This is a genomic window from Streptomyces sp. R-74717 (genome assembly GCF_047305335.1).
Classification (GTDB): Bacteria; Actinomycetota; Actinomycetes; order Streptomycetales; family Streptomycetaceae; genus Streptomyces; species Streptomyces atratus.
In genome coordinates this window covers 3,838,531-3,852,104 of the sequence record NZ_CP102361.1, presented here as the reverse complement: position 1 = coordinate 3,852,104, position 13,574 = coordinate 3,838,531, and the positions used below count along the sequence as shown (strand labels likewise).

General features: G+C 66.8%; 16 protein-coding genes. 14 read left to right on the top strand and 2 right to left on the bottom strand.

Translation table 11 applies throughout. The features are described from left to right. Window positions 1-205: 205 nt before the first annotated feature. From NRF20_RS17315 to NRF20_RS17250, 14 genes are all read left to right on the top strand, one after another. Window positions 206-1,072: a hypothetical protein gene (locus NRF20_RS17315; protein WP_398632157.1), complete on the top strand. Its 867-nt coding sequence runs from the start codon at window positions 206-208 to the stop codon at window positions 1,070-1,072. A gap of 75 nt (window positions 1,073-1,147) precedes the next feature. Further along, window positions 1,148-1,855 (top strand): Flp pilus assembly protein CpaB, encoded by a 708-nt coding sequence (gene cpaB, locus NRF20_RS17310; protein ID WP_114246363.1) that lies wholly within the window; start codon window positions 1,148-1,150, stop codon window positions 1,853-1,855. Window positions 1,856-1,862: 7 nt separating this feature from the next. Further along, window positions 1,863-3,167 (top strand): CpaE family protein, encoded by a 1,305-nt coding sequence (locus tag NRF20_RS17305; RefSeq protein ID WP_398632158.1) that lies wholly within the window; start codon window positions 1,863-1,865, stop codon window positions 3,165-3,167. Between the two features lie 3 nt (window positions 3,168-3,170). Continuing rightward, window positions 3,171-3,662, top strand: a complete 492-nt coding sequence (locus tag NRF20_RS17300) for a TadE family protein (protein WP_398632159.1) — start codon at window positions 3,171-3,173, stop codon at window positions 3,660-3,662. Continuing rightward, entirely contained in the window at window positions 3,659-4,051 is a 393-nt protein-coding gene (locus NRF20_RS17295; protein WP_266358410.1) for a TadE/TadG family type IV pilus assembly protein, read from the top strand. The genes NRF20_RS17300 and NRF20_RS17295 overlap by 4 nt, the downstream gene beginning before the upstream one ends. Before the next feature lie 58 nt (window positions 4,052-4,109). Beyond that, the gene (locus NRF20_RS17290; protein WP_266358409.1) at window positions 4,110-5,447 is read left to right on the top strand and encodes a CpaF family protein; all 1,338 of its coding nucleotides are present in this window, start codon (window positions 4,110-4,112) and stop codon (window positions 5,445-5,447) included. Between the two features lie 10 nt (window positions 5,448-5,457). Further along, window positions 5,458-6,396, top strand: a complete 939-nt coding sequence (locus NRF20_RS17285; RefSeq protein ID WP_266358407.1) for a type II secretion system F family protein — start codon at window positions 5,458-5,460, stop codon at window positions 6,394-6,396. 14 nt (window positions 6,397-6,410) lie between these two features. After that, window positions 6,411-7,298, top strand: coding sequence for a DUF5936 domain-containing protein (locus tag NRF20_RS17280; RefSeq protein WP_266365282.1), 888 nt, complete (start codon window positions 6,411-6,413; stop codon window positions 7,296-7,298). A gap of 51 nt (window positions 7,299-7,349) precedes the next feature. Then, complete coding sequence (locus NRF20_RS17275) at window positions 7,350-8,666, top strand: sensor histidine kinase (RefSeq protein ID WP_413752845.1); 1,317 nt, start codon at window positions 7,350-7,352, stop codon at window positions 8,664-8,666. Between the two features lie 68 nt (window positions 8,667-8,734). Beyond that, complete coding sequence (locus tag NRF20_RS17270) at window positions 8,735-9,844, top strand: response regulator (RefSeq protein WP_413752844.1); 1,110 nt, start codon at window positions 8,735-8,737, stop codon at window positions 9,842-9,844. 254 nt (window positions 9,845-10,098) lie between these two features. Beyond that, window positions 10,099-10,329 carry a hypothetical protein gene (locus tag NRF20_RS17265; protein WP_266358403.1) on the top strand — a complete coding sequence of 77 codons (231 nt, stop codon included), beginning with the start codon at window positions 10,099-10,101 and terminating at the stop codon, window positions 10,327-10,329. Then, a complete protein-coding gene (locus tag NRF20_RS17260; protein WP_413752843.1) occupies window positions 10,329-10,937 on the top strand; it encodes a pilus assembly protein TadG-related protein in 609 nt (202 codons plus the stop codon). The genes NRF20_RS17265 and NRF20_RS17260 overlap by 1 nt, the downstream gene beginning before the upstream one ends. Before the next feature lie 31 nt (window positions 10,938-10,968). Continuing rightward, the gene (locus NRF20_RS17255; RefSeq protein WP_266358399.1) at window positions 10,969-11,580 is read left to right on the top strand and encodes a hypothetical protein; all 612 of its coding nucleotides are present in this window, start codon (window positions 10,969-10,971) and stop codon (window positions 11,578-11,580) included. Between the two features lie 8 nt (window positions 11,581-11,588). Beyond that, window positions 11,589-12,239 carry an OmpA family protein gene (locus NRF20_RS17250; RefSeq protein ID WP_398632163.1) on the top strand — a complete coding sequence of 217 codons (651 nt, stop codon included), beginning with the start codon at window positions 11,589-11,591 and terminating at the stop codon, window positions 12,237-12,239. Window positions 12,240-12,299: 60 nt separating this feature from the next. Here the strand turns inward: NRF20_RS17250 and NRF20_RS17245 are convergent, their stop codons facing one another. After that, a complete protein-coding gene (locus NRF20_RS17245; protein ID WP_398632164.1) occupies window positions 12,300-12,491 on the bottom strand; it encodes a hypothetical protein in 192 nt (63 codons plus the stop codon). A gap of 11 nt (window positions 12,492-12,502) precedes the next feature. After that, window positions 12,503-13,354: a helix-turn-helix domain-containing protein gene (locus tag NRF20_RS17240; protein WP_398632165.1), complete on the bottom strand. Its 852-nt coding sequence runs from the start codon at window positions 13,352-13,354 to the stop codon at window positions 12,503-12,505. Window positions 13,355-13,574: the final 220 nt, after the last annotated feature.

Genomic DNA, 13,574 nt, shown 5'->3' with positions numbered 1-13,574 from the left:
TTCGATTTGGTCCGTTTTAGTATGGAGATGTTGTGCAGGCGGCCCGCACAGGTTGTCGTACTGACCTCCGAAAAGTGTTCTCTGCCAGGTAAGACGTGGATAAAGTGCTGAGGCAGAACCGCGGAGCAGGAGCGATTGCGGCCGACGTCATGACCGTCGTTTGGCCGGAGCCGAAACGGGGAACAGCGTGCCGACCGCAATAGCAGTGACCAATGCTGATTTGGTACTACCTCCGACCGACCAGCAGACACCGACAGCAGCCCTGCTGCAGTCCCCCGACGCCCAGGCGTTGGAGATGGCCATCGGTGACATGCACGTGCTGCTCGAACAGCACGGCTACGTCGTCGCCGTGTACCCGACCGGCATCGCGCCCGCCCATGAGCGCCGGCTCTACTCCGTACGGTCCGTGCTGGAGAGCGACCGCATTGCTCTGCTCAAGGTGGACCTCCCCCCCTTGGGCGTCGCCGTACTCGTGAGGCAGCTCCGCCAGTTGTCCATCTGTGACTTCAGCCCGGGAGTGGTCGCCTCCGCCGCCCGGCTGCTGTCGCACTACATCCACGCGGGCGCCCTGCTGAACTCCGTCACCAAGTTCGACCGGGTGCCGGTCGACCTCAGGACGCACGCCAAGTCGTGGGTGCCGGGCTCCCAGTTCGCCGTGGTCGCGGGGCCGGAGCCGCAGCTCGTCAAGGTCGGCCCGAAGACGGACCCGCCGGCCGGCCCGGAATTCGCCACGCACCTGATGATCGCCAAAGGGCAGTCGCAGTCCGAGTGGGTGAAGCAGACCCTGGCACCTGCGTGGCAGGTCCAGTCCATTCACGAGGCCGCGCTTCCTTCCGGTTCCCCAGCATGGTGGGGAACCGGAAAATTGGTTGAATTCGCTGCCTATCTTCCAGACATCTCCGTCCTGTACCAACTGGTTTCCTCCGTACGTCGCGAGAACTGCCACTGGTGCGGAATGGACCTCATCGGTGACCGCTGCGGGTTCTGCTCCTCCCCGCTACCCGCAGCCGAGAACCGAGTGCACTCCGCCGGTGTCCTCAGCCAGGGAGCGCCCGCACCACCGCAGTCCTAGCGCTTCCGCTTTCCTCCGTAGACGCCCTCCTGTCCGCTGCCCCACGCATCCGATTCGAACGAGGTTGTCCGGCCCATGAACTCCCGCCAGCGCCGCGGCGTGATACTCCTGCTTTTGTCGGTTCTGTGCGCCTTCGGCGCCTTCGCCGGCGTGCTCTCGGTGATCAGCGATGTCAACACCAAGGTCGGCCCCGAGGTCTCGGCCTACCAGCTGAAGTCCGATGTGGCGCCCTATACCGCCCTGTCGTCCGGGCAGTTCGAGAAGATCTCGATGCCGAAGCGCTGGCTCTCCACCAACGCGGTGACCGACCTCTCCGAGGTGAACGGCAAGATCGCCGTCACCCAGCTGCGCAAGGGCTCGCTGCTTCAGTCCGACATGATGCAGAAGCGCCCCGAACTGCAGCCCGGGGAGCAGGAGATCGCCATCATGATCGACGCCGCGACCGGCGTCGCGGGCAAGATCACCCCCGGTGCCACGGTCAACATCTACGCCACCTTCGCCGGTGAGCGCGACGGAGACCCCTCCCAGTCGAAGGTCATCGTCTCCAACGCCAAGGTGCTGGACGTCGGCAAGCTGACCGCCCTGGAGCCGAACCGCGACGGCAAGTCCAACATGGGCACCGAGGCCGTCCCGATCACCTTCGCACTCAACACGCTCGACACCCAGCGCATCGCCTACGCCGAGTCCTTCGCGGAGCACGTACGCCTCGCGCTCCTGGCCTCCGGCAGCGACAGCACCATCCGCCCGGGCGACCGCACCTACACGATCGACAAGGACAAGTGAGGATCGCATGACCACCAGGATCCTCCCGGCCGTCGGTGACGTCGACGCGGCCAGATCCGTCACCACCCTGCTCAGCCAGCTCCCCGACGCGGAACCGGCCACTCCGGTCACCGACTCGACCCAGCTCATCGACACCCTCGCCCGGCTCGCGGGCGAATCGCTCGACGAGCTGCCCGAGGTGGTGCTGGTCCATGAGCGGATCGGTCCGGTGCCTGCGCTGGAACTGATCCGGGAGGTCTCCCTGCGCTTCCCCGCCATCGGGGTCGTGCTGATCACCGCCGATGTCACCCCCGGCCTGTTCTCGTCCGCGATGGAGTCGGGGGCGCGCGGTGTCATCACCCTGCCCCTGAGCTACGAGGAACTGGCCAGCCGGATCCAGTCCGCCGCCCAGTGGTCCGTCGGCGTCCGCCGCCACCTGAGCACCGGGGCCGATGTCTTCACCGGCCCCGGCGGTACGGTCATCACGGTCAGCGGCGCCAAGGGTGGCGTCGGGGCCACCGTTACGGCCGTACAACTCGCCCTGGCGGCCCAGGCGTCCGGACGTACCGTTGCCCTGGTCGACCTGGACCTCCAGGCCGGTGACATCGGCTCGTACCTCGATGTGCAGTTCCGGCGTTCCATCGTCGACCTGTCGACCATCACCGACATCTCGCCGCGTGTCCTGTCCGATGCCGTGTTCAGCCACGGCACCGGCCTCGCGCTGCTGCTGGCCCCCGGTGAGGGCGAGAGCGCCGAGGAGGTCAGCGACCGCTCGGCCCGGCAGATCGTCAGCGCCCTGCGCTCGCGCTACGAGGTCGTGGTGATCGACTGCGGCAGCCAGCTGCAGGGAGCGAGTGCCGCGGCCATCGAGATGGCCGACACGGCGCTGCTGGTCACCACACCGGATGTGATCGCGGTGCGCGGTGCCAAGCGCCTCGTACGGATGTGGGACCGGCTCCAGATCCGCAAGGCGGAGGAGACGGTCACCGTCGTCAACCGGTTCATCCGCAACACCGAGATCCAGCCGCAGCTGATCGAGAAGATCACCGGGACCCGGACGGCCAACACGGCCGTTCCCGCGAACTTCAAGGAACTCCAGAGCGTCGTCGACGCGGGCCGGCTGCACGAACTCGACTCCAAGAGCACCGTCAAACAGGCCCTCTGGGCCCTTGCGGGCGAGCTGGGCATCGTGAAGGTTCCTGAGAAGGCCGAGAAGAGCGGCGCGAAGAGCGGCGGAATGTTCAAGAACGACCGAGGCTCGATCGGCCGCCCACGCGTCGGCCGACGCGACGGCGACGCCCGGAACCGGGCGACGACCAAGGGGGCAAGTTGACCAATGGCACTTACCGAGACGACAGACACGGAGATACGGGGAAGGCGTTACGGTGATCCGTCCCCGGCGCGGGGACTGACGCGCGGCCCGGACCGGGGCCGGCTGCGGGGCGGGCTGTGCGGCCGTAAGCGGGACCGCGGCCAGACCGCGATCGAGTTCCTGGGCGTCACACCGCTGATCATCCTGCTGTGTGTCGCGCTCTGGCAGTGCGCGCTGATCGGCTACACGTTCTCCTTGGCGGGGAACTCGGCGGATGAGGCGGCGCATCAGGGGGCCATCTCGGAGGGCTCGCGGGGGCGGGCATGCCGGCACGCGGCTGAGAGGGGCCTGCCGAAGGTCTGGCGGGAGTCGATGAAGCGGACGACGTGCGATGACTCGTCCGGGTTGTACAAGGCCACGGTGAAGCTGCGGGTGCCGGTCCTGGTGCCCGGTGTACTCAACTGGCCCATGACTGTCGAGGGCAACGCCGCGTCGCCGCTGGAGGCCGAGCGATGAGCACGCGCACACCGGGCCGGAGGACCGCCGCACCCCGCCGGGACCGCGGCCAAGTCGCCATCGAGTACATGGGCTTCATTCCGCTGCTGCTTCTGGTGGGTCTTCTCACGATCCAGCTGGGGGTCGCCGCGTACGCCGTCAACCAGGCGGGCACCGGTGCCCGCGCGGCGGCGCGTACCGCCAGCCAAGACGTGTCGCACGGAGATCCCGTGAGGGCAGGCCGCGAGGCGATGAGCGACTGGCTCGGCAGCTACAGGAATTCGCGGTTCAGCCGAGATGCCGGGTCCGGCGAAGTGACCTACACCACCCGCGTGAAGATCCCCTCCGTCGTGCCCGGTATCGACGACTGGGGCTGGGCCAGGCGCAGTTCCACCATGCCGCGAGGGTGACCGGCGCCCGCACCGCACGACCGGGGCACCACAGTTTTTCTGAACGAGGAGTTACGCAATGAGTCTGCGGGCACGCATGACCGCCCCCGAGAAGAACGGCGGGGCGCGGGAAGACAGCCACATGGTGGCCACCTACCGCGCCAAGCTGCTCGAAGAGATCGACCTGGCGGAGATGTCCTCGCTCGCCGCCGCAGACCGGCGGGCCCGGCTGGAGCGCGTGCTCAGCCACATCATCAGCCGCGAGGGCCCGGTCCTCTCGACTGTCGAACGCACCCAGCTGATCCGTCGGGTCGTCGACGAGGCCCTCGGTCTCGGCATTCTGGAACCGCTCCTCGAAGACGCGTCCATCACCGAAATCATGGTGAACGGACCGGACCAGATCTTCGTCGAGCGCAGCGGCAAGGTCGAGCAGCTGCCGATGCGCTTCAGTTCGCACGAGCAGCTGATGCAGACCATCGAGCGCATCGTGTCGACGGTCAACCGCCGTGTGGACGAGCAGAACCCCATGGTCGACGCGCGTCTACCCAGTGGCGAACGTGTCAACGTGATCATCCCGCCGCTGTCGCTGACCGGCGCAACGCTCACCATCCGACGGTTCCCCAGGGCCTTCACGCTCCAGGAAATGATCAATGTCGGCTCGCTCGACGAGCAGATGCTGATCCTGCTGTCCGGACTCGTCCAGGCCAAACTCAACGTCATCGTCTCCGGCGCCACCGGTACCGGAAAGACGACGCTCCTCAACGCGCTCTCCGGCCTCATCCCCGACAGCGAGCGCATCGTCACCATCGAGGACTCCGCCGAGCTCCAGCTCCAGCAGAGCCACGTCATCCGGCTGGAATCACGCCCGGCCAACGTCGAGGGGAAGGGCCAGATCACCATCCGTGACCTGGTCCGCAACTCCCTTCGTATGCGCCCCGACCGCATCGTCGTCGGTGAGGTCCGTGGCGGCGAGTCGCTCGACATGCTCCAGGCTATGTCGACCGGTCATGACGGCTCGCTCGCCACCGTCCACGCCAACAACGCCGAGGACGCGCTCATGCGTCTGCAGACTCTGGCCTCGATGTCCGAGATCAAGATCCCGTTCGAGGCACTGCACGACCAGATCAACAGCGCCGTCGACGTCATCGTCCAGCTCACCCGGCACGCCGACGGTTCCCGCAAGATCACCGAGATCGCCGTTCTCGACTCGCACGGTCGCGATCCCTACCGCATCGTGACCGTCGCCCGGTTCGACGCCCAGCCGATGGACGCCGAGGGGCGGATCAACGGCGAGTTCAACTACCTCCCGCTCCCGCGCAAGATCGCCGAGCGTCTCTACATGGCCAGCCAGCCCGTCCCGCAGGCCTTCGGGGTCGCCGAATCCGCCGAACAGCTCGCCACCCGAGAGGCCAACTAGGTACCGTGCCATGACGAATCTTCCTCTTCTCACCATCGGCGTCACGCTGCTCTGCGGTATCACGGGTGTCGCGGGCCTGCACGCCTACTCCGGCGGCAAGGCCGACCGGGACGCGCTGGTGGACCGTCTTTCGCACACCGGCCACATCCCGGAGACCGGGCGGCACCGCCGCTTCCGGGGCCTCGACACCAGGCTGCGCAAGACCGGCCTGGGCCGGAAGCTCGAACTGAAGCTGGCCGCCACCGGCCTGGACATCACCCCGGGCGAATTCTTCGTCTACGCGCTAGCCGCCATGGCCGGACTGTGGATGATCGCCTCGTCGATCCTCGCCAGCTTCTTCGGCCCGGTAGCCGCGCTGATCGGCCTGTGGGGCACCAACGCCTTCCTGAACTGGCAGCGGACCAAACGCACTGAACGGTTCATCAACCAGCTCCCCGAGCTCGCACGCATTCTGGCCAACGCCACCCAGGCAGGCCTCGCGCTGCGTACGTCCATCGGCATGGCGGCCGACGAGATGGAGAACCCGGCGGGCGAGGAACTGGCCCGGGTCTCCCGCCGCCTCGCCGTCGGTGAACCGCTCGACGACGCACTGAGCGAGCTGACCGACCGGCTGCCTTCCCGCGAACTCGTCGTTCTCGTGACCACGCTCGTCCTGTCCAACCGGGCCGGCGGTACGGTCGTCAGCTCGCTGCGCAACCTCACCGAGACGCTGGAGGAGCGCAAGGAGACCCGGCGCGAGGTCAAGACCCAGCTCTCCCAGGTCACTGTCACCGCTTACGCCGTCCCCATCTTCGGCCTGGGCGCCATGCTCCTGATGAACGCGGTCATGCCCGGCGCGCTCGACCGCATGACCGGTGCCTTCATCGGCCAGGTCGCGGTGGTCATCGCCATCACCCTGTACACGATCGGATTCATCGTGATCCGCCGCATGTCCCGGATCGACGTCTGATGAGCGGGGGAAACATGGACCTGCTGCTCGCCGGCCTCATGGGCCTCGCGGTGTACGGCGCCATCGCCGGTATCCGCATGTATCGGGCCGACGCCAAGCTCCCCGGCGACCTCGCGATCGCCCTGGAGGTCGGCTCCACCCGCACCAGCGCGGTCGGTTCCGGCATCGACCGGCTCGGCATGCGCTGGGCCCCTGCGGTCCTGCGGATGATGGGCCCCAAGGCCGTCAACAAGAAGCGCCGCCAGATCGACCTGGCGGGCAACCCGGGCGGTCTGACCATTGACCGCTACGCCGCCCGCCGGGCCGTCTACGGCGGCCTCGGGCTGCTCGGCGCATTCACGATGATCATCCGTGGGCAGCTTTTCCTCTCTCTGGTGCTGATCGCCTTCGGACTGTTCTGGGTCGAGGTCGGTATCTGGTCAGCGGTCCGCGTCCGCCGCGACCACATCGACCGGACGCTCCCCGACTTCCTCGATGTCCTCGCCGTCGTGGTCTCTGCGGGCCTCGGTTTCCGCCAGGCTCTGGCACGCGTCGCCGAGAAGTACGAGGGCCCCTGGGCCGACGAACTGCGGATCACGCTGCGCCAGATGGACATGGGCGTCAGTCGCCGTGAGGCCTTCGAGCAGTTGCGCAAGCGCAATGACTCGGAGCAGGTGGCCATGTTCGTGACCACGCTCCAGCAGGGCGAGGAACTCGGTGCGCCGATCGTCGAGACGCTGATCCAGATCGCCAACGACATGCGGCGCACCGACGCCCAGAACGCCCGCCGGAAGGCCGCCAGGGCCGTCCCCAAGGCGACCTTCGCGGTTACGACCTTCCTGCTTCCCGGAACCCTTGTGCTGCTGACGGTCGGCTTCGTCTACGGCGCCAACGTCGACTTCAGCTTCCTTACAGGCGGATGACGTGAACGAGGTGGGCGGTGGGCAGGACGGCCGGAGGGAGGTGACAGGCTCATGTCGTTCCAACTCGGTGGCATCCAGACCGGACTGAATGCTGAGGTGCGTCAGGCGATCGCCGATCCCGGTTCGCGTCCGGCGTTCGCGATCCAGGTCAACGCGCTCCAGGCGATGTGCAGGCAGGTTTTCGGCTTCCGGCTCGCGATGATCGCCATAGCCACACCGTTCGCGATCAGCCACACCGCGTCGGGTCCGGCCTCCTGGTTGATCGGCTCGGCCATCCTCGTCACCTTCATGGGCTCGTACTTGCTGTTCCGCGACTGGGAACGCTTCGGACCCGTACTCCTGCGTCACCCCTGGCTGCTCGGCATAGACGCCTTCTTCGGCGCCCTGCTGCTGATCACCGCCAGCCCCGAGTCCACCCTCGCGTACGTCACCGTCTGCACCCCGCTGCTGGCGGGACTCGTCTACGGATGGCGTGGCGCGGCGGTCTTCGCCGCACTTCAGACCGTCATCGTCCTCGGCGTGTACGGCACCGACCCAAAACTGCAGCCCGCCGACGCCACGGCGCTCCTCCTCCCCGGCTTCTGCATCATCGCAGGGGCGGTGGGTGTCACCCTGCGCAATCTGCTTCTGCGCTTCGGCACAGCCAGCCAGGCCCTCACCGAGACCCGGGCCCGACTCGCTGTGAACGAGGCCGTGGAGGGCGAACGGACCCGGCTCGCACGAGAGATGCACGACTCGGTAGCCAAGACTTTGCACGGCCTGGCCCTGGCTGCCGACGGCCTGGCCGGCTCCTCCGACCGCATGGACCCGCTCACCGTCAAACACCAGGCCGAGCTGGTCGCCCGCGCCGCCCGGCGGGCCGCCGCCGAATCCCGCGAGCTTCTCTCCGACCTGCGCCGCGAGTCCGGACTCGACGGCGGCGTGGACGTAGTACGCGAACTCCGGGCCCGCGCAGAGGACTTCACACGACGCCACACACTCACAGCCACCTTCCGACTGCTTAACGACACCCCTGTCCCCAACGTCCCCCAGGCGGTTGCGCGCCAGCTGCTCACCGTCGCCTCCGAAGCGATGGAGAACGCCCACCGACACGCCCAACCCACCTACCTCGTCGTACTCGCAGGCGTGAAGGGTGACGTCCTGCGCGTCAGCGTGTACGACGACGGGCGCGGCCTACCCGCAGGCATCACACTCGACGACCTCCGGCACGCCGGGCACTTCGGTCTTGTCGGCATGGTCGAACGCGCCGCATCCATCGGCGCCCGCATCCGTATCGGAAAGGGGCAGGCGGCCAAGGGCACCGAAGTGCGCCTGGAACTCCCGATCGCCGCTCTCAGCACCGCGACAGAAGCAGAACAGCCCGACTGAACAGCAGCCGAACTGAGCAGCGCCAACTCCACCCTCACCCCCCATAGAACCCTGAGAGGAGGTCGCAGATGCCGGACGACGTCTCCCGCGCGTCGGGCCAGAACTGGGCAGCACAGAACCACGCCTCCCAGCACACGTCCTCGCACGTCACCCCGCTCAACTCGCAGCCCAGCTCCAACGAGTTCCCCGTCCCCGCCTCCGTCCCCCAGCAGTCCGCGGCATCCGAGTCCATGCCTCCCTTCCCCGCCGGGCCGCCCACGCCTGTCCCCGGCGCCCTGCGGGTCGTCGTCGCCGACGACAACCCAGTGGTCCGGGCCGGTCTGGGCGTACTGCTCTCCGGCCGCGACGACATCGAAGTCGTGGCCGAGGCCGCAGACGGCCGCCAGGCCTACGACATGGCCGTACTGCACCGCCCGGACGTCGTCCTGCTCGACGTCCGCATGCCCGGCGTCGACGGCATCTCCGCCCTGCCCCACCTCGTTCAGGTCGCACCGGTCATGATGCTGACCTACAGCCGCGAGAGCGAGATCGTCCACGAGGCCCTGCGCCTGGGTGCGGGCGGCTATCTGGTCCACGGCGAGTTCACGGCCGACCAACTGGTGCAGGCGGTACGCGACACCAAGAATGGCCGGGCCCACTTCACGGCCACTGCGGCCAACGCCCTCCTCGCCCACATGCGTCAGGGCCCCGGACCACAGGGACGACCGCTCCCGGAGGGCCTCGGCGCGGCCCTGACCACGGGCGTTCCGTACCAGGGGCCCGGCTACGACAACCACGCCCCGAGTCCGGTCCAGCAATACGGTGCGCCTGCACATGCACCCAAGCCCGAACCGGCCCCACCTGCGGCGCGACCGGTCCGACCATCACAGGGTCTTTCGCATCTGCAACCGGTTGTGGCACAGTCTTCCATGACTGGGGGGCCGGAGGTCCCCCTCAACAGGCGGAAGTACGGGCTGAGTTCACGGGAGGTGGAGGTCATGGAGCTGATCGCGTCAGGCATGAGCAATCAGCAGATCGCCGCCACCTGCTTCATCAGCGAGAAGACGGTCAAGAACCACATCAACCGCATCTTCACCAAGCTGCACAGCGCAAGCCGCAGTGAGGCCATCGCCCGTTGGCTCGGCACGGCCCCCACGGCGGGACCAGGGGTGCGCGGGACCGGTGGTCACCGTGGCTGAGTGGGGAAGCCGGAACGGTAGGGGGGGCGCGGCCGTGGGCTCGGGGCGTGGCGCCCGGCGCGTGTCGGCACAGGCCCAACTGACTGTTTGGGCCCGGGAATGGGCCCTGGGACCCTCCGGTGGCCGGGGTGCCCAGCCGTATGTTTCTCATGTCGCCAGCGGCACCGGCCAGGAGGAAGCCGGTACCGCTGGCGACGCCAAAGAAGCGTGCGAGTCGGCCGGCTACCGGTCGGCCGAACCCGGAGGGGAACACCATGTCGGACATCACCCTGAAGACCGTCGTCCGCGTCCAGGGCTGGGCCAACACGGCCGTGAGCCGCATCCAGAAGCGCTACGAGAACATGGACCGCGGTCAGACGGCGTTCGAGTACCTGGGCATCATCCTGGTGGTCGTGGCGATCATCGGTGCGATTGTGGCCACGGGTATCGGCAGCGCGATCAGCGAGAAGATCAAGGGCTTGGTGAACACCATCAAAACCAAGTAATGAGGCATCGCACCCGTACCGATGCAGGGCAGGCCTTCCCCATCTACGTAGTGATGGTGGCGGGTCTGCTCTTCCTCGCGTTCGTATTCTTTGCCGTTGGCAAGGCCGCAGCCTTGCGCAATGGAGCCCAGGGGGCTGCGGACGCCGCGGCCCTGGCTGCCGCGCAGGAGACTCGTAAGCAGTTCGAGGGACCGTTCCTCGCTTCGCTTCCCGGCAAGATGTTGGATCCCTTTCTGCGGGCCCACCCGGTTCTGGGATGCCCTGCGGCCTACGGGCTGGCCTCAGCGAATGGGGCGCGCGTTACGCGCTGTCGGCCGATTCCCGGCGGCCTTCGAGACCGGATCAGGGTTGAGGTCAAGGGCCGTGACCCGGTGGACTCGCCGGTGGTTCCCGATACGGAGAACACGTTCGCGGAGACCAAGGCCACTGCTGTCATCGAGTTCCGCTGCCCTGATTGGGAGTCCGTTGACTTCAACGACGACGGAGTCCAGGACATGTACTTCTTCACCTGCAGGGGCGGCGAAATGCTCGAAATCGAGCCAAGCAATCCCAAGCCCTGGTCCAAGGTGAGCAAGATTCTCTACGACGTGCACCTGGTCGACAAGTGACAGCGAACGACGAGTAAAGGAATCAAAACCCATGAGCATTCGGTGCTCTACCAAGTCCCGAAGGGCAGTTGCCGTCGTCTCGCTGACGGCGGCGCTGGCCCTGGCCGTCAGCGGCTGCGGTGCTGATGGCGGCGGAAAGACGAACGATGCCGGTTCGTCGTCGTCCTCCACGCCCTCCAAGCCCTCCGAAGAGGACAAGGGGGCGAAGCAGGAGGACACCGCCGCCGGGGAGAACGTGGACCCGAATGTGAAGCTCGCCGAGGTCAGAGGAAACGGGCTGACTCTCGTGATCAATCAGGCGAAGCGTGACTCCGGAGGGTTTGTCACGATTCAGGGCGAGATCAAGAACGTGAGCGACAGGACGCAGAACTCCAGTGGGTGGGAGGGCGCGGAAACTGCGATCGTCAACGCCAACCCGAACTCTGTTGCAGGTGCAACACTGGTAGATAAAGCAGGCAAGAAGCGCTACTACATTCTCAGGGACACGGAGAGCCGTTGCCTTTGCACCACCGGTATCTCGACGCTGTCGGTGGGGGAATCAACTCCCATCTTCATGCAGTTCCCAGCGCCTCCAAGCACGACGACTGAGGTCGACTTCACCCTGCCGACGTTCGCGACGACTTCCCTGAAGATTTCAGGGTGACGGCCGACATGACCTACAACCGAACTCGGCTGAAGCCAATCGGCGCTGCCGGACTTTCTGTCGCGGCAGCCATGGTGGTGGCGACTGTCACGTTGTTCGGAGCGTCGTCGGCGCTCGCCGACGACGGCCCAAGCGTGCCCCCTGGCACCGAGACGACGTCAGTGCCCCCGGTCAAGCTCGACCCCAACGACCCCGATCTGAAGATGCCCGAAGGCGGCACGCTCGCCCCCGCCAAAGTTCTCGACATCGTTCAGGTGATCGAGGACGAGGGTGGGGACGAGCGTCGCGAGGACAGCAACGCGAACATCAAGTTCGCGCTCCAGGCCGAAGTCCTCTTCGGCAAGGACAGCGCCAAGCTGAGCTCCGCCGCCAACTCCCGGATCGCGGCCATCGCCGCCGAGATCAAGAAGCAGAACGCCACCAAGGTGCGCGTCTTCGGCTTCACCGACAACCTCGGTTCCTCGGCCCACGGCGACGTGCTGTCCAAGCAGCGCGCCAACGCCGTGCAGTCGGTGCTGGTCAAGGAGCTGGGATCGACGGTCAGCTTCGAGATCCGCGGTTACGGCGAGCAGTACCCGATCGCCGACAACAGCACGGAAGAGGGCCGCAAAAAGAACCGCCGCGTGGAGGTCTCCTTCCCGCGCGGTACCTCTTCCTGAGGCACCCGCACACACAGGAGCCCGGCACCGCGAGCGCGTCGCGGTGCCGGGCCCTTGCTGTCACAGCAGGTGGTCGGCCTTGCCGGCCTTGATGTCACGGATCATCTGCTGAAGCGCTTCGCGGCTGTCGGTGAGGAAGTGCTCCTCCGCACCCGCGACGGCGACGTAGCTGTTGCCCTGTTCGTCGGTTCCGATCCGGAAGCAGGAGTTACCTTCTCCGCAGAATGAGTCTTCCCAGTTGACGTCCGACATCGGTCATCTCCTCAGAGTTGGCGTGCGATGTTGTGGATGAAGTCCCGCGACTTGGCGGGCGGCAGCGCGATCCCTTCCATCCAGTCCAAGTGGGCCCGGTACTTCGTCAACTGCGCGTCCGAGTGGACGAAGAGGGGTCCGTGCGAGTTGTCGATCTGCACGGTGTCGAGCTGAGGAACCGGTCCTTCCGCGTACAGAACGGTCTGCCCAGCGCCGGGGAAGGCGCCCGCCTCGAAAGGAATCACCAGCAGCGTCACATTGGCCTGCTCGGACTTCTTCAGCAGGTGGTCGAGCTGGGCGCGTGCCACGGAGCGTCCGCCGAACTGCATTCGGAGCGCCGCCTCGTGGACGATGCCTGTGTACGGTGGGGGCGTATCCCTGTCCAGAACTTCTTGGCGCTCCATGCGATGTGCAAGCCGCAGCGCGATCTCCCGCTCCGGCAGCTGGGGGATCACCACTCGGAAGAGGGCCAGGGCGTGATCCGAGGTCTGGAGGAGGCCCGGGATGTGCATCGAGTACGCAGCTCGCATGCGGAGCGCGTGTGCCTCCAGTTCGGCGATGTCGAGCAGACCGTGAGGCAGCGTGCCTCGATACCTCTCCCACCAGCCGCGCCCGCGCGGGTGGGCCATCTCGACGAGTGCGTCGACGTACTTCTCGTCTGTGCAATCGCAGTTGCAGGCCAGCGTGCGTAGGCGGTCCGGGTTGATGGGGCGTGTGCCAGCCTCGATGTTCGAGATCTTGCCACGGTCGACGCCGAGCAAGCCGGCTGCGAACTCGGCAGAGACATCGGCCGATGTGCGCATCCTCCGCAACTCGGCACCGAGCCGCTTCTGACGTTCGGTAGGAGACGTCCTCGCTGCCATGCCGTTCCTTTCCGTGTGCGGTCACCGGCAGTCTGCCGCGTGCGCGTGCGAAGCGACCACGAAAGGGTTCATTCACCAGAAGTAGAGGGTTATTTTGCCCCTCTAGAGCTACATTGGGTTACGCACCGCTCACACAGCGACGACGAGCCGGAAGTGCATCGCGCGGTCCTGCCCGCAACCTCCTTCCCTGGGAGGGGTAGCCCCGCGTCAGGGAGACAAG